This window comes from Marinicauda algicola, assembly GCF_017161425.1.
Lineage (GTDB): Bacteria > Pseudomonadota > Alphaproteobacteria > Caulobacterales > Maricaulaceae > Marinicauda > Marinicauda algicola.
Window position 1 is genome coordinate 2,704,274 of the sequence record NZ_CP071057.1, and the last position, 25,264, is coordinate 2,729,537.

The following is a 25,264-nucleotide window of genomic DNA, read 5'->3' on the forward strand; positions in this document are numbered from 1 at the left end:
GAGATGGCGCTGCATCGCGCGTCCACCGGCCGCTTGTAGTTTGCCCCCGCTCCGACTAAGTTCCGCCCTCCCCGCGGAGAGGTGCCGGAGTGGTCGAACGGGGCGGTCTCGAAAACCGTTGTGCCTTTACGGGTACCGAGGGTTCGAATCCCTCCCTCTCCGCCACTTCGGTATTAATCCGGGAACGCCAATTCCCGCCGATTTCCCGCCTTGGACGGCAACAAGCGTCCGCAGCAGGTCGTTTTTCGAGCCCATGATGCGGACTTCTCGGTCGGCGACCTCGACGCGCTGGGCCAAGGCCCGCAGGTGGTCCCGCCGATAGCCGCCCCCTTCGAGCCTGATTCGACGGCGGGCGGTGTCGGCCAGCGACCTGACCGTGGCTGGCGTGACAGCCTGATGGGTGGAGTTTTCGAGCATGGCCTGGGCGCGCTCGGCGTCGATCCGGGCCTGGTCCCTGATCGCTTTGAGGCCGTCGATGCGATCCTTGAGCGCGGGATCGTTCAGGTCGGCCACGCCCGCCTCAATGGCGTCGTAGAGGCGCTTCAGCCGTAGTTCGGCGTCTGTCAGGCGCATGTTCAGTTCGGCGATGTGCTGGCGGCGACGTTCGGCACGCTCCTGCCTCCGGTCGAGTACGCTGGAAAGAATGTCCTCCAACCGCTCCGGTTCAAGCAGGCGCTCTTCGATGTGGCCGGCGACGAGGTTGTCGAGCTTGTCCATGGGGATCGCCCGGCCTTTGCAGCCAGTCTCGCCCTGCCGCGCCTTGATCGAGCAGGCATAATAGCGGTAGCGGCCGTTTTTGCCGGTGCGCAGCGTCATCGCGCCACCGCAATTGCCGCAATAGCAGATCCCCGTCAGCAGGACGGGGCCGGTGACGACGCGGGGCGGCGTCACTTTCGGGTTGCGGGCATGCAAGAGCTTCTGCACCGCGTCGAAGGTTTCGCGGTCAATTAGCGGCGGCACTTCGACCGTGACCACTTCGGCCTCGGGCTTCAACTCCTTGGCCTTGGAGCGCTTGTTGAACTGGTGCTCACCGATGTAGGTGCGCCGGGTCAGGATGCGGTGAAGCTGCCCGATGCCCCAGCGTCCGCCGTCGCGTGTGAAGATGCGGTTCTTGTTCAGGTGATTGACGATCGCCTTGACGCCCATCCCGCCAGACGCGCCGTCGCCTTCGAGCGCAAGCCGATAGATCAGCCGCACGGTGTCGGCATGCAGCGGGTCGATCTCCAGCTTCTTCTTGGTCTTGGCGCCGCGTTGCTCCGCCGCGACGACGCGATAGCCGATCGGCGGCAGCGAACCGTTCCAGAAGCCTTGCCGGGCGTTTTCCTTGAGCGCGCGCAGGACGTGCTTGGCGTTCTCCTTGGACTGATACTCGTCGAATAGCGCCATGATCTGGCGCATCATTTGATGGATGGGATCGTCGCCTATCTCCTGCGTGATGGAGACGAGCTTGATGCCGTTCTTGGCCAGCTTGCGAACATAGAACTCCATCTCGAAGTGATCGCGGAAGAAACGCGAGAAGCTATGAACCACGACGACATCGAACGGCGCGGGCTTCGACGTGCCGGCTTCGATCATGCGCTGGAACTCGGGTCGGCGATCATTGGTGGCCGAAGCGCCAGCTTCCACGAAAGTCTCGACAAGCTGGTAGCTGCGCGCGGCGCAATAGGCTTCGCCCTGTTTGCGCTGGTCGGGGATCGACACGTCATGCTCGGCCTGTCGCGCGGTCGAGACGCGCAGATAGAGCGCGGCGCGCGTTGCGGTCACAGCGTTCGGATGGATGTTCATCGCCGCCCTCCCGCCGCCCTCTTGGGTTTGGCAGGCTTTGTGAGCGGCAGCTCTAGTTCAACCATGTCATGCACGACCTTCGGCGCGAGCTTGCGGCCTTCGCCGGATTCCATGCGGACGAGCCCGTAGCTCGCCATCTTCTTCAACGTGCGCGACAGGTTGGATTTGGCTCGGCCGGTGATCTCGGCCAGTTCCTCAAGCGAGCTTGGCGCTTGCTCCGCGATGACGCGCAGCAATTCGCGGTTTCCCGCCGAGAGAACCTGCGCAAAGGATTCGGTAGAGGTGAACCACACCTTCGGATCGTCGGGCGCCGGCTTTTCCTCGCCACGCGCGATCCGCATGGTGCGGGCCTTCATCTCCTCGTAGTCGGCGATTCCGACCTTCAGCGTCGTCATGGGATCACGCCTCGCTCCTTCAACACAGCATCCACCGCCTGCCAGAAGTCGGCCAGCAGCGTGGCCGCATCCTGGTAGTCGTAAGGCCTCACGGTCCGAAGCCTGTGGCGATGATCCAACGGCTCGCCCCGTTTCCCTCGTCCGACCGGATGGGCGTTGTCGAAGCCAACCAGCCGTTCGCCCGAAGGCCCGTGAAGCGTGAGCGAGTAGTCAAGGCCGTGCTGCTTTTCCGGCGAGGCCGGAACGCGCGTGACGACGAACTTCACCCAATGACCGCCTTCGGGATCGACGACGAGCACTTGGCCGTCGAGGTCCAGAAGCGCGTCGAGGCTCGGATCGCGACCCTCGCTCATCGGTTTAGTTATCATCCACAGATAACATCGTCAAGCCCTCCTGTCAGGACGGCCCGAACAGCTCGTCGAACAGATCGCCGAACCACGCCTCGAACACATCGACTTCGGCTTCTGTGACGGGCACGCGCTCGGGCCAGTCATCGACGACGCGCCAGGTTTCGACCGAGACTGACGACGGATGACCGCGCTTCGGCGTCGGCTCTTGGGTGTAGTAGTCATAGAGATCGTCCGGCAGGGCGCCGGGGATCGGACGACGCGGTCGGCCCTTGCGGCGATGAGCGCGCGATCGTGGCATCGCTATTTCGTATTCGCCGCGCGCCGCGTCTTCGGGAAGCCGCGATCCGTCGCGATGAAGCGCTCCAGCATGGGTGCGATCAAGCGGACAGGATCGGCGGCGGGCTGGCCGGTTTCACGCGCCAGCGCCTCGGCGTAAGCGACAAGATCGCGGTGAAGCGCGGCGGGAAGCTCCAACGAGACCTTGACGGGTTTGTCGTCGGCGAGCGGGCCGAGCTTGAGCTTGCTCATGGCGATGCTCCGTAGGGTTCGAGGACGAGATCGCGGGTGACGATGACGCGGACGGGATAGCCTGGACGGATCGTGAGCGTCGGCGCGATGTTGAGTTGCCTGCGGACGATCTGCTGGCCGGCGTCGTTGATGGTGTCCTGGCCGCCATCGCGGATCGCGCGAAGCAGCCGATCGTCGTCATCGACGGCGAGTTCGGCGCCGACGGCGAGCAAGGTCGAGACGCCAGCGGCCTTGGCGAGATCGAGCCAATGATAATCAACGCCGTCCTCGAGACCGGCATAGCCTTGCGTGTCTGCGCCTGGCTGGCGCTCCAGCACGATCGAGCGGCCATTCGGGAAGATCAGCCTGTTCCAGACCAGCAGCACGCGGCGCTGCCCGAATCCGACATCATTGCTGTATTCGCCGATGATGCGCGTGCCCTGGGGTACGAGCAGGATGCGGCCGGTGGGACTGTCGTAGATGTTCTCCGTCACCTGCGCCGTGATCTGACCGGGAAGATCGGAGCGGATGCCGGTGATGAGCGCGGCGGCGATGATGGAGCCTGCCTGCAGAACATAAGGTGATGCTGGCGCAACCACGCGATCGAGCGCGACCGTGCGGCGGTCGACCGCGCCATTGAGGAACGCGACCTGTCGCTCCTGCGCCGTGGGCTGGGAGGGCTGCGGCGCGAGGCCGAGATTGGCGAGCGAGGGTTGAACCGGCGCGACCGTGTCGGGCGATGCCGCAAGCGGCGGTCTCGTTCGCGTCTCTGTGGACGCGAACAACCGCGCGGTGCGCGCCGCCTCCAGTTCCTGCAGACGGCGCTGCTCCTCCGGGTCAGCGGCAGGACCGGCGACCCGTGGCGGGACGACGGGCTGTCCCCGGTTCTGGGCGTCGAGGATCGGACGACCGAGATCGCCGGGGAGCGGTGGGCCGAGGATCGGCCCGGTATAGTCGCGCGGCAGCCCTGAAAGGCCGTCGGCCGTGGAGCGGTTCTCGGTGGAGTAAAGCTCCTCGTTTCTCGTGCCGGTATCGCGCGTCTGGAGCGCATAAATCAGCGCGCCGCCGACGCCGACGCAGACTATGACGCCGAGGCTGGCGAGCACCTTGCGCGACAGGCGCGTGACGCGCGGCGCTTCGGCGCGGAGCTGCATAGGCGCGACGACGTCGGCTGGCGAGCCTGTCAGCGGGGCGCCTTCATCTGCTTCACGGCGCTCGTCCTCGCTCATGACGACGGCCTCCCGTCGGTACGCACGATGCGCACGCGCCGCTGATTGCGGTCGGCGCCAAGGCGCAGTTCGGCCGCGGCGAACAGACGGTCGACGACCATGTACCGGCCGTTGACGCGGTAGTTCACCAGCTCCGAAGTGTCGCCCTCGGGACCGACGATGAAGAGCGGCGGCATCTCGCCCTGGCCGATGCCGCGCGGGAACTCGATGAAGACCTGCCGGCCATCATCGAAGGCGCGCTGTGGTCGCCACGGCGCGCGGTCGCCTTCGATCGCGTAGCGGAAATTTACATTGGCGAGATCAACGCCGGTGGCGACGGGCCGCTGAGATTGCGCTTCCGCGTTCTGGCGGCGGAGCGCGATGAGTTGGTCCTGCGGATACTGCCAGGAGACGGACGCCATGTAGGTGCGCTCGGTCGAGCGCAGCTCCATGTGATAGGTGCGCCGGTCGGTGTTGATGACAAGATTGGTGGTGAGGCCCGTCCGCGTCGGCTTGACCAGGATGTGGATTTGCCGAGTCGCGCCCGCACCGCTCTCGGTGTCGCCGATGATCCAACGCACGGTGTCGCCTGCGGCGACCGGACCCGCGCCGACAAGATTCTCGCCGGGCTGAAGCGCGATGTCGGTGATCTGCCCAACGGCCGTATAGACCTGATAGAGCGCGCCCTGCGTGAAGGGGTAGACCTGCATCGAATTGATGAAGCCGTCGCGCACCGGCTGCACCCGCGCGGCGACGTTGGCCTGGTTCACACGGGCTGCGGGATCGGTGGGTTCGGGCTCTCGGCGCGATTCCTCGACCGGCTGCAATTGTCCGGGAAGCGGCAAAGGGCGAGGCAGTTCGACCACGCGCACCGGCGACGGCGGGTCGGCCTGAAGCGTCGCGGGAATGGCGTTGTCGTAACTGATCTCTGGCGGCTTCTGCATCGTGGCGCAGCCCGCGAGCGCGGATGCGGAAATCAGGAGAACGGCCAGCGAGGAAGCCCGGAAGGGCTGCGGCTCGCGGAGGATAAAAGCCGGCCTCCCGGCTTTGCGGAAGGCAGGTGTCATTGTCCAAGCTCCTTCGACCAATTGATTGCGTTGATGTAGATTCCGAGCGGATTGGCCCTGAGCCTTTCCGCATTGCGCGGCGGCTGCACGACGATGGTGAGGATCGCGGTCCAGCGTTCGGTCGCGGCAAGCTGGCCGTTCTCGTAGCGACGTTCGATCCAGGCGACGCGGAAGCTGTCGGGCGATGCGCGGATGACGCTCGATACTTCCACCGCGATCTGCTGGCGCCCGACCCTGGTGAAGGGGTCGTTCGCCCGTGCGTAGTCATTGAGCGCCGCCGCGCCCCGATCGGTGGTGAACTCGTAGGCGCGCAGCCAATTCTGGCGCACGACGATGGCGTCGGCCGGAATCGAGCGGACCTGCTCGATGAAGCGCGCCAGATGCCACGCCACTTGCGGATCGGTGGGACGATAGTCGGCGGCCGCCGGCGCGACCGCCTGCGCCTGGCCCAGAGCGTCCACCTGCACGACCCACGGCACGATGGTTCCGCGCGCCGATTGCCAGACCAAAGCGGAGGCAAAGCCCGCGGAGAGAAACAGGCAGCCGAACGCCATGAGGCGCCAGTTCTTCGCCTGCACGCGCGCGGAACCGATGCGCTCGTCCCAGACCTGCGCGGCCTTCTGGTAAGGTGTCTCGGGTTCCGGCGACTTGCCGTAATGGGTTGCGGGTCGCTTGAAGAAGCTCATGAGCGGTCACTTTCGGAGAGGTTGACGGAAGAGCCGCCGCCATGGCTGTCGCCGGAGCGCACCGCATGGGCGGCCATGGTGACGCCGTGGTTGAGCGCTTGGCCGCGTTTCATGCGCTGCGCCCAAGCCGGCGGGCCGCTGGCGGCGGAAGGTGTCGAGGCGGCGGCGTCAGCGTCGCCGCCGACCGTGCCCATGGTCGAAGAGCCGCCCGTGGCGCCGAAACCGCGTTTGACGCCGGCGGAGAAGCTGGACCTGACGCTGGCGGCGGCCCGGCGAAGGGGTGAGGACGCCGCGCCTCCTGCGGCGCGCGCGACGCCGCCAAGGCCGGAGGCGACGCCGGCCGCGCCCGACTGGCCGAGCGAGCCCATGCTGTAGGCCGCGGACGCAGCGCCAGCGGCAGAAGCGCCTCCCCGCACAGCGGCGGCGCCGCCGGCGAGCGCTGCGGCTCCGCCACGCGCGGCAAGACCAGCGGCCGCACCGCCGGCGAGAACCATGCCGCCTGCTACGAGACCTGTGCCGACGGCCGAGCCGGCGCCGAGTTGGGGACCGCCGCTCACCAGCCCATTGGCGATGCCGGGACCGAAGATGCCGAGGCCGAGCAAGGTGAGCGCCGCCAGCACGATCGCCATGGCGTCGTCGATGGTCGGCGTCTGGCCGCCGAAACCGGCGGTGAACTGGCTGAACAACGTCGAGCCGATGCCGATGATGACGGCGAGCACCAGCACCTTGATGCCGGACGAAATGACGTTGCCAAGCACCCGTTCGGCCATGAACGCGGTTTTGCCGAACAGGCCGAACGGGATCAGCACGAAGCCCGCGAGCGTGGTCAGCTTGAACTCAATGAGCGTGATGAAAAGCTGGATGGCGAGGATGAAGAAAGCGAGCAGCACCAGCGCCCAGGCGAACAAGAGGCAGGCGATCTGGATGAAGTTCTCGAAGAAGGCGATCCAGCCCATCAGGTCGGAGATGGATTCGAGCAGCGGCCGGGCCGCGTCGAGCCCGGTCTGCGCGACGCGGCCCGGCCGCATCAGATCCTGCGCGGAGAAGCCGGTGCCGGAGGCTTTCAGGCCGAGGCCCGCGAAGCTCTCGAAGACGATGCGCGCGAGATTGTTCCAGTTGCCGATGATGTAGGCGAACACGCCGACGAACAGAGTCTTCTTCACCAGGCGCGCGATGATGTCGTCGTCGGCGCCCCAGCTCCAGAACAGCGCGGCGAGCGTCACGTCGATGACAATCAGCGTCGTCGCGATGAACGCCACTTCGCCGCCGAGCAGGCCGAACCCGGAGTCGATATAACTGGTGAAGACCGCTAGGAAATTGTCGATGACGCCGGAGCCGCCCATGAACTACGGCCTCTCGCTTGAAGCGGGCGTAGGTGTGCGGCCAAGGAAACGGTCGCGTGTCTCAGCCCAGACGCGCAGGCATTCGGCGTCGTTGGCCGCAGCCTCGCCGAGTTGCTGGCACCTGCGCTGACCTTCGCGCAGCGGGTCGCGCGAAGGTTCAAGAACGGGGGCCGGTCGCCGCGTCGGCGCATCGTCTTTTCGCGTCATCTCGATCGCCGTCGCGGTGATCGCGAAAGCGATGAAGATGACGGCGCCCAGCCGGGCCAGCATCTTGCCGTCCATCAGCGCGTCCTCAGTTGCTACCGGCGGGGAACATGCGGGCGTTGCCGGGTTGGTATCCGGCGCCGGGCGTCAGGAACCGTCGGCGCTGTTCGCGGCCCTGTTCGGCGGCCGCCGCGCGCTCTGCTTCCAACAGCGCCTGCGCGCGGCCGTTCGCCGCCACGACCGCGGTGAGGTCAGCGAGCTGCTGCGCCTGTAGTGCGAGAAGCTGATTGCCGGCTTGCGTCGCCTGAAGCGCGCCAGTCGCGCCCTGGCTCTGCCCGACCAGCGCAGCCATCTCGGCGCGGTTGGTGTCGATGTTGCCGACGACACCAGCCTGCACGCGCAAGGCGTCCTGAAGGCCAGCGACAGTGTTCTGCCAGCGGGAGCGAGCGTCGGCGACAAGCTGCTGGTCGCTCGTCGATAGCGAAATGTTGCGATATTGCTGCTGGAACGCCTGGTCGATCTGCTGGACGTCGAAGGCGATGCGTTGCGCCTGCGCCAGAAGCTGCTGCGTCCGCTGCACCGATTGCTGGAGCTGCTGAAGCGAGGAATAAGGCAGGCTCGCGAGATTGCGCGCCTGATTGATGAGCATCTGCGCTTCGTTCTGAAGACTCTGAATCTGGTTGTTGATCTGCTCCAGCGCGCGAGCCGCCGACAGCACGTTCTCAGCATAGTTGGAGGGGTCGAACACGATGTCGCCGATGCCGAACAAGGCGTAAGCCGGCGGGGTCATCACCGGCGACAGCGCGACGGGCGCGGAGAGAATGGACGCGGCGAGAAGCGCCGCGCGCGAGCGACGGATATTCATGACGTGGTCTCCAGATTGGTGAGGTCGGGAATGAGGTCGGCGGCCCAGCCGACATCGCGGGCGCGTAGCCAGGCCGACAGGAAGCCGTCCGGGCCATGCTCGGCGAAGATCGTCTGGATCGCGGTTTGATCGGATTTCGAGGACGCCGCGCAGAGCGCCAGCGCGACTTCGGAGAGCCCGAGATCGAACAGGCGGTTGCCGCGCCGTGATTGGCAGTAATAATCACGCTTGGGCGTCGCCCGCGCGAGGATTTCGATCTGCCGGTCGTTAAGACCGAAGCGGCGATAGATCGCGGTGATCTGCGGCTCGATGGCGCGCTCGTTCGGCAGCAGCAAGCGCGTCGGGCAGCTTTCGATGATCGCCGGCGCGATCGCGCTGCCGTCAATGTCGGACAGCGATTGCGTGGCGAAGATGACGGAGGCGTTCTTCTTCCTCAGCGTCTTCAGCCATTCGCGGAGCTGGCCGGAAAAGCCCTCGTCATCGAGCGCGAGCCAGCCTTCATCCACGATCAGCAAGGTCGGCCGGCCGTCAAGGCGATCACCGATGCGATGAAAGAGATAGGCGAGCACCGCCGGCGCCGCGCCCGAGCCGATCAGCCCTTCGGTCTCGAAGGCTTGCACGGCCGCATGTCCGAGATGTTCGGATTCCGCGTCGAGCAGGCGGCCGTAAGGCCCGCCGACGCAGAAGGGACGTAGAGCCTGCTTGAGATCGTTCGCCTGCAACAGCACCGCGAGGCCAGTGATGGTGCGTTCTTCGACTGGCGCTGAGGCGAGCGACGACAGCGCCGTCCAAAGATGCTCCTTCACCTCCGGCGTCATCGCGACGCCCTCGCGCGCGAGAATGGCGCCGATCCAGTCTGCGGCCCACGCGCGCTCATGGTTTTCATGAATGCGGGCGAGCGGCTGAAGCGCGACGGAGGTCTCTGCCCCTTCGGTCAGGCCGCCGCCGAGATCATGCCAGTCGCCGCCCATGGCGAGCGCAGCGGCGCGGATCGAGCCGCCGAAATCGAAGGCGAACACTTGGCTTCGCGCATAACGCCGGAACTGCAAGGCCATGCAGGCGAGCAGCACGGACTTGCCCGCGCCCGTCGGGCCGACGACGAGCGTATGCCCGACATCGCCGACGTGAAGAGAAAACCGGAACGGCGTCGAACCTTCGGTCCTGCCGTAAAGCAGTGGGGGCGCGCCGAAATGCTCGTCCCGTTCCGGCCCCGCCCACACCGCCGAGAGCGGGATCATGTGGGCGAGATTCAATGTGCTGATCGGCGGCTGGCGGACATTGGCGTAGACATGCCCCGGCAATGAGCCGAGCCAGGCGTCGACAGCGTTGATGGTCTCGGTCATGCAGGTGAAGTCGCGACCCTGAACGACCTTCTCTGCCAGCCGCAATTTCTCATCCGCCATGCGCGGATCGGCGTCCCAGATGGCGATGCTCGCCGTCACATAGGCTTGGCCGGCATAGTCGGCGCCGAGTTCCTGCAAGGCGAGATCGGCATCGGCCGCCTTGTTCGCCGCGTCGGTGTCCACGAGGACGGACGCCTCGTTGGTCATCACCTCCTTGACGATCGCCGCGATGGATTTGCGCTTGGCGAACCATTGCCGCCTGATCTTGGTCAGCAGCTTGGTGGCGTCGGTCTTGTCGAGCAGGATCGCGCGCGTTGACCAGCGATACGGGAACGCCAGGCGATTCAGCTCGTCGAGAATCCCTGGAGTGGTCGCTGTCGGGAAGCCGACGATGGTGAGCACACGCAGATGCGCTTCGCCAAGGCGCGGTTCCAGCCCGCCGGTGAGCGGCTGATCGGCCAAGAGCGCGTCGAGATATATCGGCGTTTCGGGCACGCGCACCCGATGGCGCTTGGTCGAGACCGTCGAATGCAGGAAGGTCAGCGTCTCGCCGTCGTCGAGCCAACGGCATTCGGGCATGAAGCCTTCGACGAGTTGGAGCACGCGATCAGTGCGGTCGGTGAAGGCCGACAATATCTCGCGCGGGTCGATGCCCGTTTGCTCGCGGCCCTCATAGAGCCAGCTTTCCACGCGTGCCGCGTCCTCGGCCGGCGGCAGATAGAGAAAGGTCAGGAAATAGCTCGACTCGAAGTGCGCGCCGGCTTCCTCGAAATCGGCCTTGCGTTCCGCATCGACCAGCGCGGAGGCGGCGTCGCTGAAACGACTTGCCGGATAGATCGCCGCTTCGTGACGCTGTGCTTCAACGAAAATCGCCCAGCCAGAGCCGAGACGACGAAAGGCGTTGTTGAGCCGGCCCGCGACGGCGACCAGTTCGGCCGCAACGGCGCTGTCGAGGTCCGGTCCCCTGAATCGGGCGGTGCGCTGGAAGCTGCCGTCCTTGTTGAGAACGACGCCGTCTGCGGCGAGCGCCACCCAGGGCAGGAAATCGGCGAGCCTTGTGCTGCGGTTGCGATATTCGGCGAGATTGATCATGTCGCGCTCCCCTCAGACCGTGAGATGACCGGGGATGCGCAGATGCCGGCGGCCGACATCCACGAAGAGCGGATCGCGCTTCGCCGCCCAGACGGCTGCGAAATGGCCGATCGCCCAGATGGCGAGGCCGACCAGCCAGAGCCGCAGGCCGAGGCCCACGGCGCCGGCAAGCGTGCCGTTCATGATTGCGATGGCGCGCGGGGCGCCGCCGAGCAGGATGTGCTCGGTCAGCGCCCGATGGACCGGGACGACAAATCCCGGCACGTCTTCGGCTTGTTGCAGGAGGCCCGCCATCAGACGAGCGCTCCGCCGCCGAACGAGAAGAACGACAGGAAGAAGGAGCTGGCCGCGAACGCGATCGACAGGCCGAACACGATCTGGACGAGCCGCCGGAAGCCGCCCGACGTATCGCCGAAGGCCAGCGTCAGGCCCGTCACGATGATGATGATGACGGCGACGATCTTCGCCACCGGACCTTCTATGCTTTCCAGGATCGATTGGAGCGGCGCCTCCCATGGCATCGACGAGCCTGCGGCGTGGGCGGCGGGCGTGATGAGAAGGCTGACGGTGAGAGCAGCGGCGGCTGTCGCCATGAGTTGGCCGCCGCGCGAAAGCGAACGGATCATGATGGGTCTCCTGCGTGGTTGAGGGTTATCGAAGTGATGCGGTAGTCGCCGTCCGGGCCGAGCCCTTCGACGCGGGCGAGTTCGGCGAGTCGGCGCGACGCGCCCCGGCCCGCGAGCACGGCGATGAGGTCGATGGTCTCGGCGATCAGCGCGCGCGGGACGGTGACGACGGCTTCCTGGATGAGCTGTTCGAGCCGGCGCAGCGCGCCGATGGCGGTGCCGGCATGGATGGTGCCAATGCCGCCGGGGTGTCCCGTTCCCCACGCCTTGAGCAAGTCGAGCGCTTCGGCGCCGCGGACTTCGCCGATAGGAATGCGATCGGGTCGAAGACGAAGCGACGAGCGGACCAGATCGGAAAGCGTCGCGACGCCATCCTTCGTCCGCATGGCGACGAGGTTTTCCGCGCGGCATTGCAGCTCGCGCGTGTCCTCGATGATGACGACGCGATCGGCGCCCTTCGCCACTTCGGCGAGAAGCGCATTGGTCAGCGTCGTCTTGCCGGTCGATGTGCCGCCGGCGACGAGGATGTTGGCGCGCGATGCGACGGCCGCGCGCAGTGTCTCGGCCTGATCCGCCGACATGATGCCGGCGGCGACATAGTCGTCGAGCGTGAAGACGGCGACAGCAGGCTTGCGGATGGCGAAGGCCGGCGCCGTCACTACCGGCGGCAAAAGACCTTCAAAGCGTTCACCGGTTTCCGGCAGTTCAGCCGAGACGCGCGGACTGCCAGGATGTACCTCGGCGCCGACGTGATGCGCGACCAGGCGGACGATGCGCTCGGCGTCCGCTGCCGACAGCCGCTCGCCGGTATCGGACAGTCCCTCCGAGAGACGGTCGATCCACAGCCGGCCGTCCGGGTTGAGCATCACTTCGACGGTTGCGGGATCTTCCAGAAACCGGGCGATGGCAGGACCGAGCGCGGTGCGCAGCATGCGCGCGCCGCGCTGGATCGCCTCCGGTCTCTGGTGAGCAGCCGACATATCGTCCCCGTTTCTTGATGGGGAGCGCGGCATGCGATCCCCGACGGGGATGATTAAAAGAGCCGGAAATCCGGTCGCTTCAACAAGTATCTAAGTGCTGGCGGCCATCGGCGGGAAACGGCGGGGAATAGGATGAGCGATATATTCAGGTCTGATCGCCGTTCGTCTCAGACGCATCAACATCGTCCTCGTTGCGCAGTGAGTCGATATCCCGCGACAACTCTTTCAGGAAGCGATCGCCCGTCGCCAATCTTCGGCCAAGCGATTGCAGGAAGCCGTCGAAGCGCTCGGCGCCTTTCGCGCGCGCCGAGACTTGCGCAGCTTCGGTAAGCGGCGGCGTGACGGTCAGCCAGAAGCGGATGAAGAGCGAAACGGTCTCGCCTAAGATGGCGAGATCTTCGTCGAGCCCGTCAATCTGGCGGCCGAGCTTGTCCATGCGCCGGGTCAGCGCCGCCTCCAGCCGCTCAGAAGCGTCGGCCGAGAGGAAGGATGCGACGGCGGCTTCGACAACAGCGGACTTCGAGACATTGCGCCGCGTCGCCAACGCATCGATCTTCTTCAGCAGCGCCGGATCGAAATAGACGTTCATGCGCGACTTGGTCTGCATGGCGCGGTCCTACAGCTCGATGCCGTCGCTCGGGTTCATGGACGCCTGCCGTGCGACCATGCGCATCTGTTGGCGCATCGCGCGCGCCTTGGCGGCGTCAACATCCGGCTCGTCTTCCAGCACGTCGAACTCGTGATCGGGCGAACGCGGTGGCGCGACGATCTCTTCGTGCTCGGGCAGTTCAGGTTCACGGCGAATGCCGGCATTGGCCGGATCGCCGTCGCCGCCGTCATGTCCAGGGAGCCTCGTCGACTCGATCGGGGCGGCAAGCTCGCGGCTCGACCAGTCATCCGCTGATGTGGCGGGACCGGATTGCGGAATCACAAGGTCCGGCGGCGGCAGGATGCGCTCCTTGAACCGGCGATCCTCGAAATAGCGAGCCTTCTTCGCCCGGATCGGCGGCGCACCCGAAACCATGACGATCTCATCGGTCGGTGGAAGCTGCATGATCTCGCCGGGCGTCAGCAGCGGCCGCGCCGTCTCCTGTCGCGACACCATGAGATGGCCGAGCCAGGGCGCCAGTCTGTGCCCGGCATAGTTGGTGGAGTCGCGCAGCTCTGTCGCCGTGCCCAACGAATCCGATACGCGCTTGGCGGTGCGTTCGTCATTGGTGGCGAAGGCGACCCGGACATGGCAGTTGTCGAGGATAGAATTGTTCGGCCCATAGGCGCGTTCGATCTGATTGAGCGACTGCGCGATCAGGAAGGATTTGAGGCCGTAGCCCGCCATGAAGGCGAGCGCGGATTCAAAGAAGTCCAATCTGCCGAGCGCAGGAAATTCGTCGAGCATCAGCAGGAGTCGATGGCGTTTGCCCGATGCCTTCAACTCTTCCGTCAAGCGCCGGCCGATCTGGTTGAGGATCAGCCGGATCAGCGGCTTGGTGCGGTTGATGTCCGATGGTGGAACCACGAGGTAGAGACTGGCTGGCCTCCGGCTGCCGACGAGATCGGCGATGCGCCAGTCGCAGCGCGCCGTCACCTTCGCCACGACCGGATCGCGATAGAGGCCGAGAAAGCTCATGGCGGTCGACAGCACGCCTGACCGTTCGTTCTCACTCTTGTTCAGCAGCTCGCGCGCGGCCGAGGCGACAACGGGATGAACGCCGGCTGCGCCGAGATGCGGCGCCGACATCATGGCGCGCAGTGTCGCTTCCACCGGGCGGCGGGGATCGGACAGGAAGTTGGCGACGCCAGCCAACGTCTTGTCCGGCTCGGCGTAGAGGACATGCAGGATCGCGCCAACAAGAAGGCTGTGGCTCGTTTTCTCCCAATGATTTCGCTTGTCGAGGCTGCCTTCCGGATCAACCAGAATGTCGGCGATATTCTGAACGTCCCTGACTTCCCACTCGCCGCGCCGAACCTCCAGCAGCGGATTGTAGGCGGAAGATTTTGCATTGGTCGGATCGAATAGCAGCACGCGGCCATGACGCGCGCGGAAGCCAGCGGTGAGCGTCCAGTTCTCGCCCTTGATGTCGTGGACAATGCAGCTTCCCGGCCAGGTGAGCAGCGTCGGCACGACGAGACCCACACCCTTGCCGCTCCTCGTCGGGGCGAAGCACAGCACATGCTCCGGCCCGTCATGGCGTAGATAGTCGCGCTCGTGCTTGCCGAGCACGACGCCGTCGGGACCAAGCAGGCCCGCGGTGGCGATCTCCCTATCTTCGGCCCACCGCGCCGAGCCGTAGGTCTCGATATTGCGTGCCTCCCTGGCGCGGATGATCGACATGAGGATCGCGACAGCGATGGCGAGCAATCCGCCCGACGCGGCGATGGCCGCGCCTTCGATGAAGATGCCGGGTGCGTAGGCATCGAACGAGAACCACCACCAGAAGAAGGCCGGCGGATAATAGACCGGCCAGCCAGCCAGATCGAACCAGGGCGTTCCGAGCTGCGGCTGGAAACCGAGCCGCCACGCGGTCCATTGAGTCGCCGCCCAGGTCATCACCAGAATGATGGTGAAGACGACGGTGATCTGACCCCAGAGGACGCGCGTTCCCGACATACAGGCTCCAATCGGCAAAAGGGACGGAGCCGATCAGAGAATAGGCGTTCTGGCGAGACTCAACAGAAAAGAGCGGCGAGCGTGCCGCCGGATACCATGGCGAAGAAATAGGACGGTCGGCTTCAGTGCTGCGAGGTGTCTCGCGCTTCTTCGACCGCCTGTTCGAGTATCCGGCGGTAGCCGTTCTTCGTCATCCATTGCGCGCGGGCGAGATGGCTTTCCCAGCAGCGCCGACATTGCGCTTCCTCGGCAGCCGGATCGCGATGGAGCACGATCCGCGCCACCTCCATCCAGTCGGCGCCTTCGGCCTGCGCGTCCAGAAGGCGTAGATAGGTCACGAAATGCGTTTCATCATAGGCTGTGATGTCGGGACAGACCGGCGCTTCGTCTTCGACGTCGGGATCAAGCTCCGGCCTCACGCGCATGGGACGCATTCCTTTCTCGGCGAAACGCTCGCCACCCTACTTTGCAAGATTGAGCCGGGCATGACAGTGCGGACGAATCGCAGCCGGCGCTCCATTTTCGGGCGGGGGTCGGGCATGGTGCTTGTTCGCTGCTCCCCTTCGAGCGGGCTTGGTCGGCGGAGGTCTTTCCTGTGGACCGACTTGCGCCTGCGATCTACATGACGAATAGCATCAATCAAGCTGAATAGGAACGATCGTTCCTGGAACGATCATTCCTATCTTGGTTCCCATCCCGCCATGGATCTCAAGGAGGTCATGGCGAGGAATCTGCGTCGAACACGCCACGATCAGAAGTTGACGCAGGAGGAGCTGGCCGAACGCTCTGGCCTGAGCGCCCGCTATCTCGGAGCAGTCGAACGGGGTGACGTTTCGGCGAGCGTAACCGTGCTCGGACGAATCGCAGAGGCGTTGGGGGTGGAGCCTGCGGAGCTGGTGAAGCGTTCAGGCCGTCGGAGCTGACCGAGCGACCCTTTGAGCAAGGTCAAGGAAGGCGCGGAGCGCGGGGCTGCGATTTTGCGGCGACCATACGGCGGAAAAGCAAACCGGCTCTGGCTCGTCGGTGATCGGCAGGAAAACGACGCCGGGCGGCGGCGCAAGAGCTGTCGCGTCGCCGACGATGGTGACGCCGAAGCCCTGCGCAACCATCGATAACAATGTGGCGCGCTCGACGGCAAGCGGCAGGATCGAAGCATTGGGCCATCCCCCAGCGAGGCGCAGGAGGATATGATCATGCACCTGTGGCCCGGTTCCGCCGTAGGGGACAAGAAAGGTCTCGGATGCGAGATCAGCCCACATGACGCTCGTTTGATGCGCAAGAAGATGGTTCGGCGGCAGCACGACTTTCAGGCGTTCGGTCCAAATCCGCCGGGATAGACAATCGGGAAAGTCCGGCGCGTTGGCGACGAAGCTCACATCCAGTCGATCGGCGCGAAGCTGAGCCATAGTCTCGCGAGCTGTTCCTTCGATAATATCCAGGTCGATGCTCGGGTACTGGTCGCGGTAAAGGCCGATTAGTTCGGCGAGGAAGCCGCCTGAAACAAGCGCGTGGACGCCGACACGAAGGCGGCCGAGTTCGCTGCGCGCTGTCATGCCGGCGGTCTTCACCGCATCATCGAGCTGGTCAACACCGGCCGCTACCTTCTCGACGAAGCGCCGGCCCGCATCAGTCAGTCGCACGCCCCTCGCGTGGCGCTCGAAAAGGGCAACGCCCAGATCTTCCTCCAGCACCCTGATCCGCGTACTCAAGCTCGACTGGCTGACGCCGAGCGCGTTGGCGGCATGACGCAAGTTCAGATACTCCGCGACGGCCAGTGTCTGAAGCAAGGACACCATCGGAATACGTCCGTTGCGCAACGGCGACGTGGGCGCCTTTTGGCTCAGTGTTCGACGACGCATAGACTATTGCTCTGAGCTGCTCGGATTTTTACGCAACGACGACGCGGTTAATCGAGCGCTCTTTCGTCCATCCGCCTAGCACTGTAGTATGCAACGCGTCATTGGACGTTCGAGGTCGTGGCGGGTGCGCCATCGAGGCGATCAATGAAACAAATATCGCTCTCGAAGAGAAAGACGCTCGAAGCGACGCCAAACTTCGCCAGCATATTTCGAGAATTGGTCCGTCGCCCATGTCGGTCCAATCGCGAACTTGGCGTACGACATTGTATCGTTCTCCTCAACAATGATCAGGTCGCCTGTGCGGGGCTGTCGGACAAGGACAATCCTCTCGCGCGAAGGGCGAGCTACTCCTTGATAAGAGCATTTGACCGGATCACATTTGCGGCGCGTCGAATGTGACCGGTGAGTGCCGCAACTGCGCGATCGACATCACGCGCCATCGCAGCAGAAAATATCTCTTCGTGTTCTCTGTGTACCTCTGTCGGAACCGGCCCCTGTGTGCCCGACAGGCGGCGATAGCGCTCAGAATTTTGAAATAGGATGTGTCTGAAGTTCGCCAGCCAATTCGACGGCGCCGCCGCGACAAGCGCATCGTGAAATTCTTTGTTTCGAACTTCCCAGATGTCAAAGGCGCCTGCCGGATCGGCTTCGAGTCGTTCCTGGGCCCGCGCTAGCCGATGAAAGCATGTAACGAGGTTGTCTTCCCAAGTGTCGTTCCCAAGCCTGATGCTCTCAATCAAGGTGGTTGTTTCCAGTGTTATCCGAGCGCTCGTGAGGTCCTCTAGATCGGAGAGCGACATTGGCGCGACGGTGAATCCCTTTTGTCCTTCGGCAACGACAAGGCAGTCAGCCATCAGGCGTGTCAGAGCCTCGCGCAGCGTGCTGCCACTAACGCTCAGTGACGATTTCAGATTTTCAAGGTGAAGCTTCGATCCCGGCGGATACACGCCCCCGATAATGCGGCTTCTCAGGATTGTGTACGCAGTCTCAATGGCTGTTACGCCCCTTTTCTCGTTCGGTATCGCGCCGAAGTCAGCGACCGGTCCGTTGGCTGCTTTTCCGGACTCAATCATCTCGACGAAAACCTCCTGGATATCACCGGGCACACTGCTGGGCCTGCCACCAAGCGCGACAAATAGGCCCGCAGGGCCCAGCCGGCACCTAGAGCTCAAGAAGTAGCTATGACCCAAACGTCGTTATAGGGCAATGAAAACGCTTGACACCGCAAAATGTCGTTTTTAACTTCCATAAACGTTATTGGAGAAGGCGCACAGGCGCCCCCGCTTGGGAGGAACGATGATGGTAGCGCGCGACCGGGCGCTAGCACCTATATTTTTTCTCCCAATCCGGGCGTCTGCGGTGTTGCGCAGCTGTTGGTGGCATCAGGATTGGGAGTCGTAAGGTCGTGCATGAAGCGAATCCGGAAATTGCTCGAACCGTCGATGCCGGCGGCATTCACACTAACCTTCACGATGTCGGCGAAGGCGCGCCGGTCCTCCTCATTCACGGATCTGGTCCCGGCGTCACTGCGTGGGCAAACTGGCGGGCGGTGATCCCCACATTGGCGGAGCAGCGGCGAGTAATCGCCCCCGACATGGTGGGTTTTGGATTCACCGAACGGCCTAGGGATATTGTTTACGGTCCCGAGGTTTGGGTCGCGCACTTGGCTGACATTCTGGACGCGATGAAGCTTGATCGCGTTGATCTTGTCGGAAATTCCTTTGGCGGGGCACTGTCTTTAGCGTTCGCCATACGATTCCCTCAGCGCGTTCGTCGGCTCATACTGATGGGATCGGCGGGCGTGGATTTCGAAGTTACCAAGGGTCTCAACGCGGTGTGGGGGTACGAGCCGTCGGCGCAGAATATGCGCAAAGTAATGGATTATTTTGCCTACGACCGAAGCCTTGTGAACGACGAGTTGGCGGATTTACGGTACAAGGCCAGCATCAGACCTGGTTTCCAGGAAGCATTTTCGTCGATGTTTCCGGCGCCGAGACAGCGTTGGGTAAATGCGCTCGCCAGCTCGGAAGACGATATTCGGGCAATTCCGCATGAGACGCTCATCTTACATGGCCGCGATGACCAAGTAGTACCGCTTGAGACGTCCCTGCGGCTGCATCAGCTCATCGTGTCGTCTCAATTGCACGTCTTTGGCAGATGCGGGCATTGGGTGCAGATCGAACACGCCGCCGGATTTATCCGGCTGGTGCAGGATTTTCTTTCAGAAGCGGACTCGGACTCATAGGCCCAACGACGCCTGATGGCGTCGCGTTGACAACAATGATCAGGAGGAAACGATGAACACCTCAGCGCCAAAGATCTCTTGGACGGATAAGCAGATTCTGGACATGGTGGGCGAGAATACTGGCCGCCTCGACCCGCGAATCTACAGTGACGAGAGCCTGTATCAGCTTGAGCTGGAGCGTGTGTTTGGGCGCTCTTGGCTTCTGCTGGGCCACGAAAGCCAGATCAGGAAGCCGGGCGACTATCTCACCAATTACATGGGTGAAGATCCTGTTCTTGTTGTCCGGCAAAAAGACGGAAGCATCAAGGTCTTCCTGAACCAATGCCGACATCGCGGCATGCGAATCTGCCGCTCGGACGCTGGAAACGCGAAGGCGTTCACCTGCACATATCACGGCTGGGCCTACGATACTGCAGGCAATCTCGTAAGCGTTCCTTTCGAAAAGGAAGCGTTCCCTTGCCTTAATAAGAAGGAGTGGGGTCCTCTCCAAGCGCGGGTTGAAACCTACAAGGGCCTGATTTTTGCCAATTGGGATGCTGATGCGCCCAGTCTGGACGCCTATCTCGGCGAAGCCAAATTCTACATGGATCATATGCTGGATCGAACCGAGGCGGGGACCGAGGCGATCCCCGGCGTGCAGAAGTGGGTAATTCCTTGCAATTGGAAATTCGCCGCGGAGCAATTCTGCAGCGACATGTATCACGCTGGAACCACGTCTCATCTTTCCGGGATTCTTGCCGGCCTGCCCGAAGGCCTCGAGTTGACCGACCTCGCGCCGCCGACCGTGGGTAAGCAGTATCGCGCGCCTTGGGGTGGACATGGAACCGGCTTCTACATCGGCGACCCCAATCTTCTTCTCGCCATCATGGGGCCGAAGATCACGCAATACTGGACCGAAGGCGCCGCAGCCGAGAAGGCTGGCGAGCGTCTCGGGAGCGTTGAGCGCGGCACTCGGGTCATGGCTCAGCACATGACCATATTCCCGACTTGCTCCTTCCTGCCCGGCATCAACACAGTCCGCGCTTGGCATCCGCGCGGCCCAAACGAAGTCGAGGTCTGGGCGTTCACTGTCGTTGATGCTGACGCACCCGACGACATCAAGGACGAGTTTCGTCGTCAGACCTTACGAACCTTCTCCGCGGGGGGCGTGTTCGAACAGGACGATGGAGAGAATTGGGTTGAGATTCAGCACGTCTTGCGCGGCCACAAGGCGCGCAGCCGCCCCTTCAATATTGAAATGGGTCTTGGCAATACCGTGGACAACGATCCAGACTATCCCGGCCGGATAAGCCATGTTTACAGCGAGGAAGCGGCGCGCGGCCTCTACGCCCAATGGGCGCGCATGATGACCTCCGAGAATTGGAGCGCGCTTAATGCGACCCGTCTCGCTGCTGCCGAATAATCTGCGTGCAAATGCCGTTGGAGCCAGCCAGGGGCCACGGCGTTCAGCCCTATTCATCGTCGAGCCACGAGGGACTCGCTATGCTTGATACGATCAAAAAACCCGATGTCTTTTTAAAAAAGCCGACTCCGGTCGCGCTAGAGCTCCAGCACGAGATCGAGCAATTCTATTATTGGGAAGCAAAGCTTCTCAATGACCGGCGCTTCGAGGATTGGTTCGCGTTGCTGGCAGAAGATATTCGCTATTTCATGCCGATCCGCACCACGCGCATCATGCGCGAAACCGATCAAGAGTATTCTACTGTCGGCGAGTACGCCCATTTCGACGATGATCTGCATATGATGAAGGGCCGGCTTCGGAAGATCACGTCCGATGTCAGTTGGTCTGAAAACCCTGCATCGCGCACCCGGCATATCATTGGAAACGTGATGATCGTGCAGGGCGCATCGCCGAGCGAATACCAGACCTCAAACGCATTCATTGTCTATCGCAATCGGCTAGAGCGACAGCTCGACATCTTCGCCGGAGAGCGTCGTGATACTCTTCGGCGCAAAGAGAGCGAAGCTGGGTTCGAGATCTCTAGTCGCACGATCCTTATCGATCAGAGCACGATCCTCTCCAACAACCTTAGCTTTTTCTTTTAGTGTGATCGAAGCATGACGTGGACCTACATCATGCGACGATCAGACCTTCAGCCCGGCGAAATGCACCGGCACGAAGGTGGGGCCGAAGCCGTGCTATTGTGCAACGTGGATGGTGAGTTTTTTGCGGTGCAAGACACATGCACCCATGGAGAATGGGCCCTTTCCGACGGCTATCTAGATGGTGATCTTGTCGAATGCTCGTTGCACTTCGCCAAGTTCTGCGTGCGGACAGGCAAGGTAAAGGCTCTTCCTGCCTGCAAGGCGCTTCGCGTGTTCCCAGTCAAGTTGGAGGAAGATGCCATCCTCGTTGATCTCGATGCCGGAGAGGTGACCTGATGGTTGGTCACGTTGCAATCATCGGCAATGGCGTTGCGGGCGTCACTACGGCTCGGGTATTGCGCGCAGAAGGCTATGAGGGGCGAATTTCCTTGATTGGAGACGAACCCCATTTCCCTTATGACCGACCTTCGCTGTCCAAAGCTGTGCTCGGCGGAGATCTTCAGAGGCCACCATTACTCGTTGCGAACGAGTGGTATGACGAAGCGCAAATTGACTTGATCTTCGGCAAGGCTGTAACGGAGCTGGACGCGAGAGAGCGCGCCGTTCGCCTCGACGACGGAACGGCGCTCTCAGCGAACGTCATTGTCGCCGCAACGGGTAGCAGCGCCCGCAAGCCACTTCTCGCTGGCGGAGATCTTGCCGGCGTTGCCACCCTCCGCACCTATGATGACGCGGGTCGTCTGCGCGGTGATTGGGCGCCTGGTATGCGCCTTGTCGTGATGGGCGGCGGACTGATCGGGTGCGAGGTCGCATCAACGGCAAAGAAGCTCGGATTGGAAGTGACCATCCTGGAAGCGGCGGACGAATTGCTCGTGCGTGTCTTGGGGCGCCGGCTCGGTGCTTGGAGCCGCGAGCAATTGATGCACTTGGGCGTAAGCGTGGAGCTTGGTGTCGGCGTCAGCGCGTTTGTCGGCGAAGACCGACTCACGGCTGTGACGACGGTCGACGGTCGTCGGTTCGCCGCGGACAGCGCGCTTATCTGCATCGGCGCCCAACCGGCTGATCAACTAGCACGAGACGCGGGGTTGGCCTGCGACCGAGGTGTCATCGTTGACGGCTGCGGCGCAACGCTCGTGCCTGGAATTTTCGCGGTCGGCGACGTGGCGAGCTGGCCGCTGCGTGACGGGGGTCGGCGGTCGCTGGAGACATACCTGAATTCACAGCGCCAAGCGGCAGCGGTGGCGGCGACGATCCTTGGAAAGAAGGCAGCGGCTCCGCAAGTGCCTGTATCCTGGACAGAGATTGCTGGGCACCGGATGCAGATCGGCGGCGACATCGAGGGACCGGGCGAGATCGTAGTTCGCGGAACGCTTGGGGCCGGGCCGGCACTTCTTTTTCGGGTATTGAATGGCGTTGTTCGGGCGATTGTCGCTGTGGACGCGCCGCGCGATTTCGCGACGGCTATCAAACTCGTCGAAGGGGAATCTTTCGTCGCTGCCGACGCGTTGAGCGACATCAACAAGAGCATGCGCGATCTCGTGCGCTCAAATCAGGGAGGAACAAAACTATGCGGCTGAAGGGAGAGGTGGCGCTCGTGACGGGCGGTGGATCCGGACTGGGGCGGGCAATCGTTGACCGATATGTCGCCGAGGGTGCCCGCGTTGCGGTACTTGATAGGTCGAGCGCCGGGCTGGCGAAGCTCAAAGAAGCTCACGGCGACGCCGTAGTCGGCGTCGAGGGCGATGTCCGTTTTCTCGATAGCCACAAGCAAGCCGTCGCGAGTTGTATCGAAGCCTTCGGTAAACTCGACTGCCTGGTGGGCAACGCAGGGGTGTGGGACTACATAACTCCGTTGGTCGATATTCCCGATGGTCAGATCGAGGATGCCTTTGACGAGATGTTCGCGATCAACGTTAAAGGCTATCTCTTGGCCGCCAAGGCTGCTCTTCCAGCACTTTACAAAAGTAAGGGGCGGGTGATCTTCACCGCGTCGAACGCCGCCTTCTATACCTCAGGCGGAGGCGCTCTCTACACTGCAAGCAAACACGCAGTTGTTGGCCTTATCAAGCAGCTCGCCTATGAATGGGGGCCGCACATTCGTGTCAACGGCATTGCGCCTGGCGGAATCATCGGCACCGATCTGCGCGGACTCAAAGCGCTAGATTTGCAAGATAGAAGCATTGCGACAATCTCGCTCAAGGACATGCTCGAAAACGTTATCCCGGTCGGGGAGGTCGCGACAGCGGAACAGTACACCGGTGCCTTTGTTTTCTTCGCGACGCGCGCGGAAACCGTGCCTCTGACCGGCTCCATTCTGGATTTCAACGGTGGCTGGGGAGTTCGCGGACTGATCGATGCCAATCTCGGCGCGGAACTCGAAAAGCGGTTCTCGGAAAAGGGAGAGGCAGCGTGAGCATCCAAAGACTGAGCTATCTAGGATTTGAGGTGTCAGACGTAGCCGCCTGGCGCGCTTTCGCCACTAGCAAACTCGGGCTGATGGAATTTTCGGCCAGTTCGCACAGGGCGCGATTCCGCATCGATTCGCGCGCTTGGCGGCTGAATGTCGAAAAAGGGCCAGCCGACGATTTCTCCTTCTCGGGCTACGAAGTCGATAGCGAAGACGCATTGGCGGCGCTCAAGAAGAGGTTGGAGGAGCATGGTGTCGCCGTGACTGTGGAAGGCTCGGACTTAGTGAAGGATCGCGGAGTCCTCGGCCTCGTTTCGTGCAGGGATCCGGCGGGAAACCGTGTCGAAATTTGCTATGGCGCGACAGAACTCTTCGAGAAGCCCTTTGCTTCACCCACGGGCGTTTCGAGCTTTCTGACCGATGATCAGGGGCTTGGCCATTATGTGCTGAACGTTCCCGACGTGAACGCCGCGCTTGATTTCTATATCAAGGGCCTTGGCCTTCATCTCTCAGACATTATTGACTGGAAATTGAACGATGAGCTGACGGTGCGATTGTATTTTCTGCACTGCAACGGTCGCCATCACACGCTCGCCCTCACCAGTTTGCCTGGTGGCAAAACGCTTCACCACTTCATGCTCGAAGTGGCGCAGTTCGATGATGTCGGTTTTGCCCTCGACAAGTTCGAAGCAGACGGTGCGATCGTGGCGACACTTGGGCGACACACCAACGACCACATGGTTTCGTTCTACGGAGCGACGCCGTCGGGCTTCGCAGTGGAATACGGTTGGGGTGCGCGCCAGATCGAACCCAATTGGTCAGTCGTGCGCTATGACAAGATCAGTGTTTGGGGACACCGATTTTCCGGACCTGGTTAGTCTGAAGCAATCCATAACAGTATAAAATCAGGGAGGAGATCGATGAGAAGTAATTTGGTTTTCGGATTGATATTTGGCCTTGGCTTGGTTTCGCTCTCGTGTCCGGCACAGGCCCAAGACAATCCAACTGGTTCAGCATATGCGACCGAGACTTACCCTAGCGACTTTCGGCGCTGGTTGCTTCACGTTGACGTCGCAAACGTGTTTACCAATGAGAGCGCGGAAGTCGCTGTCGGGGGCGCACCTGTGCCAAACGGCTCAGTCTCGATGGCGGACAATCAGACCATATCGTTTGATGTAAGCTATTTCTTGACGCCAAATCTTGCGATCAATGTCTATGCAGGATATCCGCCGCGGGCGCACATCAAGGGCGCAGGCACACTCGAAGCATTTGGCACGCTTGCAAGCGCTAACTACGGTCCCTTGACTGTGTCGGGTGAATATCATTTCTCAGATCTAGGCGCCTTCAGGCCGTATGTTGGCGTCGGTGTAACCTATGCTGTGTTTCTGAATGTCGACGATGCTGCGCTGAGCGATGTTAACGTCGAAAATGCCTTCGGGCCGGCGCTCAAGCTAGGGCTTGATTACGACATTTCTGAGCGTTGGACATTACATGGCTACGTTCAACAGGTTTGGTTGAGCACCGATGTAAGCGCCACGGTTGGCGGCGTCCCCGCATCGGCGAAGGTTGCAATTGACCCCACGATTGTTGGCGTTGGTCTTGGCTATCGTTTCTGAAGACTGCTTGGTCGATGCCAATTCCGGCTTGG

The 25,264-nt window shown here is 62.6% G+C and carries 29 protein-coding genes and 1 tRNA gene; 10 read left to right on the forward strand and 20 right to left on the reverse strand.

Annotation, left to right across the window (positions count from 1 at the left end; translation table 11 throughout):
* Nucleotides 1-75 precede the first annotated feature (75 nt).
* Nucleotides 76-165, forward strand: a tRNA-Ser gene (locus tag JW792_RS13440).
* Here JW792_RS13440 and JW792_RS13445 read toward each other — a convergent pair.
* From JW792_RS13445 to JW792_RS13530, 18 genes are all read right to left on the reverse strand, one after another.
* Complete coding sequence (locus tag JW792_RS13445; protein WP_135995350.1) at nt 127-1,785, reverse strand: recombinase family protein; 1,659 nt, start codon at nt 1,783-1,785, stop codon at nt 127-129. The two genes, JW792_RS13440 and JW792_RS13445, sit on opposite strands and share 39 nt — an antisense overlap.
* Complete coding sequence (locus JW792_RS13450; RefSeq protein ID WP_135995349.1) at nt 1,782-2,180, reverse strand: HVO_A0114 family putative DNA-binding protein; 399 nt, start codon at nt 2,178-2,180, stop codon at nt 1,782-1,784. Before JW792_RS13450 ends, JW792_RS13445 begins: the two co-directional genes overlap by 4 nt.
* On the reverse strand, nt 2,177-2,533 hold the full coding sequence (locus tag JW792_RS13455) for a toxin-antitoxin system TumE family protein (RefSeq protein WP_135995348.1): 357 nt from the start codon (nt 2,531-2,533) through the stop codon (nt 2,177-2,179). The genes JW792_RS13450 and JW792_RS13455 overlap by 4 nt, the downstream gene beginning before the upstream one ends.
* Nucleotides 2,534-2,576: 43 nt before the next feature.
* The gene (locus JW792_RS13460; RefSeq protein WP_135995347.1) at nt 2,577-2,828 is read right to left on the reverse strand and encodes a hypothetical protein; all 252 of its coding nucleotides are present in this window, start codon (nt 2,826-2,828) and stop codon (nt 2,577-2,579) included.
* Nucleotides 2,829-2,830: 2 nt separating this feature from the next.
* On the reverse strand, nt 2,831-3,058 hold the full coding sequence (locus JW792_RS13465; RefSeq protein ID WP_135995346.1) for a DUF2274 domain-containing protein: 228 nt from the start codon (nt 3,056-3,058) through the stop codon (nt 2,831-2,833).
* Nucleotides 3,055-4,266: a TraB/TrbI/VirB10 family type IV secretion system protein gene (locus JW792_RS13470; protein WP_135995345.1), complete on the reverse strand. Its 1,212-nt coding sequence runs from the start codon at nt 4,264-4,266 to the stop codon at nt 3,055-3,057. The genes JW792_RS13465 and JW792_RS13470 overlap by 4 nt, the downstream gene beginning before the upstream one ends.
* A complete protein-coding gene (gene trbG / locus JW792_RS13475; RefSeq protein ID WP_135995344.1) occupies nt 4,263-5,312 on the reverse strand; it encodes a P-type conjugative transfer protein TrbG in 1,050 nt (349 codons plus the stop codon). Before trbG ends, JW792_RS13470 begins: the two co-directional genes overlap by 4 nt.
* On the reverse strand, nt 5,309-5,998 hold the full coding sequence (trbF, locus tag JW792_RS13480) for a conjugal transfer protein TrbF (RefSeq protein ID WP_135995343.1): 690 nt from the start codon (nt 5,996-5,998) through the stop codon (nt 5,309-5,311). The genes trbG and trbF overlap by 4 nt, the downstream gene beginning before the upstream one ends.
* Complete coding sequence (gene trbL, locus JW792_RS13485; protein ID WP_135995342.1) at nt 5,995-7,341, reverse strand: P-type conjugative transfer protein TrbL; 1,347 nt, start codon at nt 7,339-7,341, stop codon at nt 5,995-5,997. Before trbL ends, trbF begins: the two co-directional genes overlap by 4 nt.
* Nucleotides 7,342-7,344: 3 nt before the next feature.
* A complete protein-coding gene (trbK-alt, locus tag JW792_RS13490) occupies nt 7,345-7,623 on the reverse strand; it encodes a putative entry exclusion protein TrbK-alt (RefSeq protein ID WP_135995341.1) in 279 nt (92 codons plus the stop codon).
* Nucleotides 7,624-7,633: 10 nt separating this feature from the next.
* Complete coding sequence (gene trbJ / locus JW792_RS13495; protein WP_135995340.1) at nt 7,634-8,410, reverse strand: P-type conjugative transfer protein TrbJ; 777 nt, start codon at nt 8,408-8,410, stop codon at nt 7,634-7,636.
* Nucleotides 8,407-10,845, reverse strand: a complete 2,439-nt coding sequence (gene trbE / locus JW792_RS13500) for a conjugal transfer protein TrbE (RefSeq protein ID WP_135995339.1) — start codon at nt 10,843-10,845, stop codon at nt 8,407-8,409. The genes trbJ and trbE overlap by 4 nt, the downstream gene beginning before the upstream one ends.
* A 12-nt stretch (nt 10,846-10,857) precedes the next feature.
* Nucleotides 10,858-11,139, reverse strand: a complete 282-nt coding sequence (locus JW792_RS13505) for a VirB3 family type IV secretion system protein (protein WP_135995338.1) — start codon at nt 11,137-11,139, stop codon at nt 10,858-10,860.
* Nucleotides 11,139-11,471, reverse strand: coding sequence for a TrbC/VirB2 family type IV secretion system protein (locus tag JW792_RS13510; RefSeq protein WP_135995337.1), 333 nt, complete (start codon nt 11,469-11,471; stop codon nt 11,139-11,141). The genes JW792_RS13505 and JW792_RS13510 overlap by 1 nt, the downstream gene beginning before the upstream one ends.
* Nucleotides 11,468-12,451, reverse strand: a complete 984-nt coding sequence (trbB, locus tag JW792_RS13515) for a P-type conjugative transfer ATPase TrbB (RefSeq protein WP_135995336.1) — start codon at nt 12,449-12,451, stop codon at nt 11,468-11,470. Before trbB ends, JW792_RS13510 begins: the two co-directional genes overlap by 4 nt.
* A gap of 145 nt (nt 12,452-12,596) precedes the next feature.
* A complete protein-coding gene (locus JW792_RS13520; RefSeq protein ID WP_135995335.1) occupies nt 12,597-13,058 on the reverse strand; it encodes a ribbon-helix-helix domain-containing protein in 462 nt (153 codons plus the stop codon).
* Between the two features lie 9 nt (nt 13,059-13,067).
* Entirely contained in the window at nt 13,068-15,059 is a 1,992-nt protein-coding gene (locus tag JW792_RS13525; RefSeq protein ID WP_135995334.1) for a conjugal transfer protein TraG, read from the reverse strand.
* Nucleotides 15,060-15,181: 122 nt separating this feature from the next.
* Nucleotides 15,182-15,484, reverse strand: coding sequence for a DNA -binding domain-containing protein (locus JW792_RS13530; RefSeq protein ID WP_135995333.1), 303 nt, complete (start codon nt 15,482-15,484; stop codon nt 15,182-15,184).
* A 276-nt stretch (nt 15,485-15,760) separates the two neighbouring features.
* On the opposite strand from JW792_RS13530, the gene JW792_RS17260 reads away from it, so the two are divergent.
* A complete protein-coding gene (locus JW792_RS17260; RefSeq protein WP_135995332.1) occupies nt 15,761-15,982 on the forward strand; it encodes a helix-turn-helix domain-containing protein in 222 nt (73 codons plus the stop codon).
* On the opposite strand, the gene JW792_RS13540 is transcribed toward JW792_RS17260, so the two are convergent.
* Complete coding sequence (locus JW792_RS13540) at nt 15,965-16,855, reverse strand: LysR family transcriptional regulator (protein WP_192900967.1); 891 nt, start codon at nt 16,853-16,855, stop codon at nt 15,965-15,967. The genes JW792_RS17260 and JW792_RS13540 overlap by 18 nt on opposite strands.
* Before the next feature lie 407 nt (nt 16,856-17,262).
* Nucleotides 17,263-17,991, reverse strand: coding sequence for a GntR family transcriptional regulator (locus tag JW792_RS13545; protein WP_135995330.1), 729 nt, complete (start codon nt 17,989-17,991; stop codon nt 17,263-17,265).
* Between the two features lie 332 nt (nt 17,992-18,323).
* Between JW792_RS13545 and JW792_RS13550 the strand changes: the two genes are divergently transcribed.
* From JW792_RS13550 to JW792_RS13585, 8 genes are all read left to right on the forward strand, one after another.
* Nucleotides 18,324-19,163 (forward strand): alpha/beta fold hydrolase, encoded by an 840-nt coding sequence (locus tag JW792_RS13550; RefSeq protein ID WP_135995329.1) that lies wholly within the window; start codon nt 18,324-18,326, stop codon nt 19,161-19,163.
* A gap of 52 nt (nt 19,164-19,215) precedes the next feature.
* On the forward strand, nt 19,216-20,565 hold the full coding sequence (locus tag JW792_RS13555) for an aromatic ring-hydroxylating dioxygenase subunit alpha (RefSeq protein ID WP_135995328.1): 1,350 nt from the start codon (nt 19,216-19,218) through the stop codon (nt 20,563-20,565).
* 80 nt (nt 20,566-20,645) lie between these two features.
* Nucleotides 20,646-21,209, forward strand: coding sequence for an aromatic-ring-hydroxylating dioxygenase subunit beta (locus JW792_RS13560; protein ID WP_135995327.1), 564 nt, complete (start codon nt 20,646-20,648; stop codon nt 21,207-21,209).
* Between the two features lie 12 nt (nt 21,210-21,221).
* Nucleotides 21,222-21,545 (forward strand): non-heme iron oxygenase ferredoxin subunit, encoded by a 324-nt coding sequence (locus JW792_RS13565; RefSeq protein ID WP_135995326.1) that lies wholly within the window; start codon nt 21,222-21,224, stop codon nt 21,543-21,545.
* Nucleotides 21,545-22,786 carry an NAD(P)/FAD-dependent oxidoreductase gene (locus JW792_RS13570; RefSeq protein WP_135995325.1) on the forward strand — a complete coding sequence of 414 codons (1,242 nt, stop codon included), beginning with the start codon at nt 21,545-21,547 and terminating at the stop codon, nt 22,784-22,786. The genes JW792_RS13565 and JW792_RS13570 overlap by 1 nt, the downstream gene beginning before the upstream one ends.
* Entirely contained in the window at nt 22,777-23,622 is an 846-nt protein-coding gene (gene hcaB, locus JW792_RS13575) for a 3-(cis-5,6-dihydroxycyclohexa-1,3-dien-1-yl)propanoate dehydrogenase (RefSeq protein ID WP_135995324.1), read from the forward strand. The genes JW792_RS13570 and hcaB overlap by 10 nt, the downstream gene beginning before the upstream one ends.
* Nucleotides 23,619-24,494 (forward strand): biphenyl-2,3-diol 1,2-dioxygenase, encoded by an 876-nt coding sequence (gene bphC, locus JW792_RS13580; RefSeq protein WP_135995323.1) that lies wholly within the window; start codon nt 23,619-23,621, stop codon nt 24,492-24,494. Before hcaB ends, bphC begins: the two co-directional genes overlap by 4 nt.
* A 42-nt stretch (nt 24,495-24,536) precedes the next feature.
* Nucleotides 24,537-25,232, forward strand: coding sequence for an OmpW/AlkL family protein (locus JW792_RS13585; RefSeq protein WP_135995322.1), 696 nt, complete (start codon nt 24,537-24,539; stop codon nt 25,230-25,232).
* Nucleotides 25,233-25,264: the final 32 nt, after the last annotated feature.

Coding starts and splice junctions, on each gene's coding strand:
- JW792_RS13445 (WP_135995350.1), bottom strand. CDS start 1,785: ATGAACATCCATCCGAACGCTGTGACCGCAACGCGCGCCGCGCTCTAT.
- JW792_RS13450 (WP_135995349.1), bottom strand. CDS start 2,180: ATGACGACGCTGAAGGTCGGAATCGCCGACTACGAGGAGATGAAGGCC.
- JW792_RS13455 (WP_135995348.1), bottom strand. CDS start 2,533: ATGAGCGAGGGTCGCGATCCGAGCCTCGACGCGCTTCTGGACCTCGAC.
- JW792_RS13460 (WP_135995347.1), bottom strand. CDS start 2,828: ATGCCACGATCGCGCGCTCATCGCCGCAAGGGCCGACCGCGTCGTCCG.
- JW792_RS13465 (WP_135995346.1), bottom strand. CDS start 3,058: ATGAGCAAGCTCAAGCTCGGCCCGCTCGCCGACGACAAACCCGTCAAG.
- JW792_RS13470 (WP_135995345.1), bottom strand. CDS start 4,266: ATGAGCGAGGACGAGCGCCGTGAAGCAGATGAAGGCGCCCCGCTGACA.
- trbG (WP_135995344.1), bottom strand. CDS start 5,312: ATGACACCTGCCTTCCGCAAAGCCGGGAGGCCGGCTTTTATCCTCCGC.
- trbF (WP_135995343.1), bottom strand. CDS start 5,998: ATGAGCTTCTTCAAGCGACCCGCAACCCATTACGGCAAGTCGCCGGAA.
- trbL (WP_135995342.1), bottom strand. CDS start 7,341: ATGGGCGGCTCCGGCGTCATCGACAATTTCCTAGCGGTCTTCACCAGT.
- trbK-alt (WP_135995341.1), bottom strand. CDS start 7,623: ATGGACGGCAAGATGCTGGCCCGGCTGGGCGCCGTCATCTTCATCGCT.
- trbJ (WP_135995340.1), bottom strand. CDS start 8,410: ATGAATATCCGTCGCTCGCGCGCGGCGCTTCTCGCCGCGTCCATTCTC.
- trbE (WP_135995339.1), bottom strand. CDS start 10,845: ATGATCAATCTCGCCGAATATCGCAACCGCAGCACAAGGCTCGCCGAT.
- JW792_RS13505 (WP_135995338.1), bottom strand. CDS start 11,139: ATGGCGGGCCTCCTGCAACAAGCCGAAGACGTGCCGGGATTTGTCGTC.
- JW792_RS13510 (WP_135995337.1), bottom strand. CDS start 11,471: ATGATCCGTTCGCTTTCGCGCGGCGGCCAACTCATGGCGACAGCCGCC.
- trbB (WP_135995336.1), bottom strand. CDS start 12,451: ATGTCGGCTGCTCACCAGAGACCGGAGGCGATCCAGCGCGGCGCGCGC.
- JW792_RS13520 (WP_135995335.1), bottom strand. CDS start 13,058: ATGCAGACCAAGTCGCGCATGAACGTCTATTTCGATCCGGCGCTGCTG.
- JW792_RS13525 (WP_135995334.1), bottom strand. CDS start 15,059: ATGTCGGGAACGCGCGTCCTCTGGGGTCAGATCACCGTCGTCTTCACC.
- JW792_RS13530 (WP_135995333.1), bottom strand. CDS start 15,484: ATGCGCGTGAGGCCGGAGCTTGATCCCGACGTCGAAGACGAAGCGCCG.
- JW792_RS17260 (WP_135995332.1), top strand. CDS start 15,761: ATGGATCTCAAGGAGGTCATGGCGAGGAATCTGCGTCGAACACGCCAC.
- JW792_RS13540 (WP_192900967.1), bottom strand. CDS start 16,855: ATGGTGTCCTTGCTTCAGACACTGGCCGTCGCGGAGTATCTGAACTTG.
- JW792_RS13545 (WP_135995330.1), bottom strand. CDS start 17,991: ATGATTGAGTCCGGAAAAGCAGCCAACGGACCGGTCGCTGACTTCGGC.
- JW792_RS13555 (WP_135995328.1), top strand. CDS start 19,216: ATGAACACCTCAGCGCCAAAGATCTCTTGGACGGATAAGCAGATTCTG.
- JW792_RS13560 (WP_135995327.1), top strand. CDS start 20,646: ATGCTTGATACGATCAAAAAACCCGATGTCTTTTTAAAAAAGCCGACT.
- JW792_RS13565 (WP_135995326.1), top strand. CDS start 21,222: ATGACGTGGACCTACATCATGCGACGATCAGACCTTCAGCCCGGCGAA.
- JW792_RS13570 (WP_135995325.1), top strand. CDS start 21,545: ATGGTTGGTCACGTTGCAATCATCGGCAATGGCGTTGCGGGCGTCACT.
- hcaB (WP_135995324.1), top strand. CDS start 22,777: ATGCGGCTGAAGGGAGAGGTGGCGCTCGTGACGGGCGGTGGATCCGGA.
- JW792_RS13585 (WP_135995322.1), top strand. CDS start 24,537: ATGAGAAGTAATTTGGTTTTCGGATTGATATTTGGCCTTGGCTTGGTT.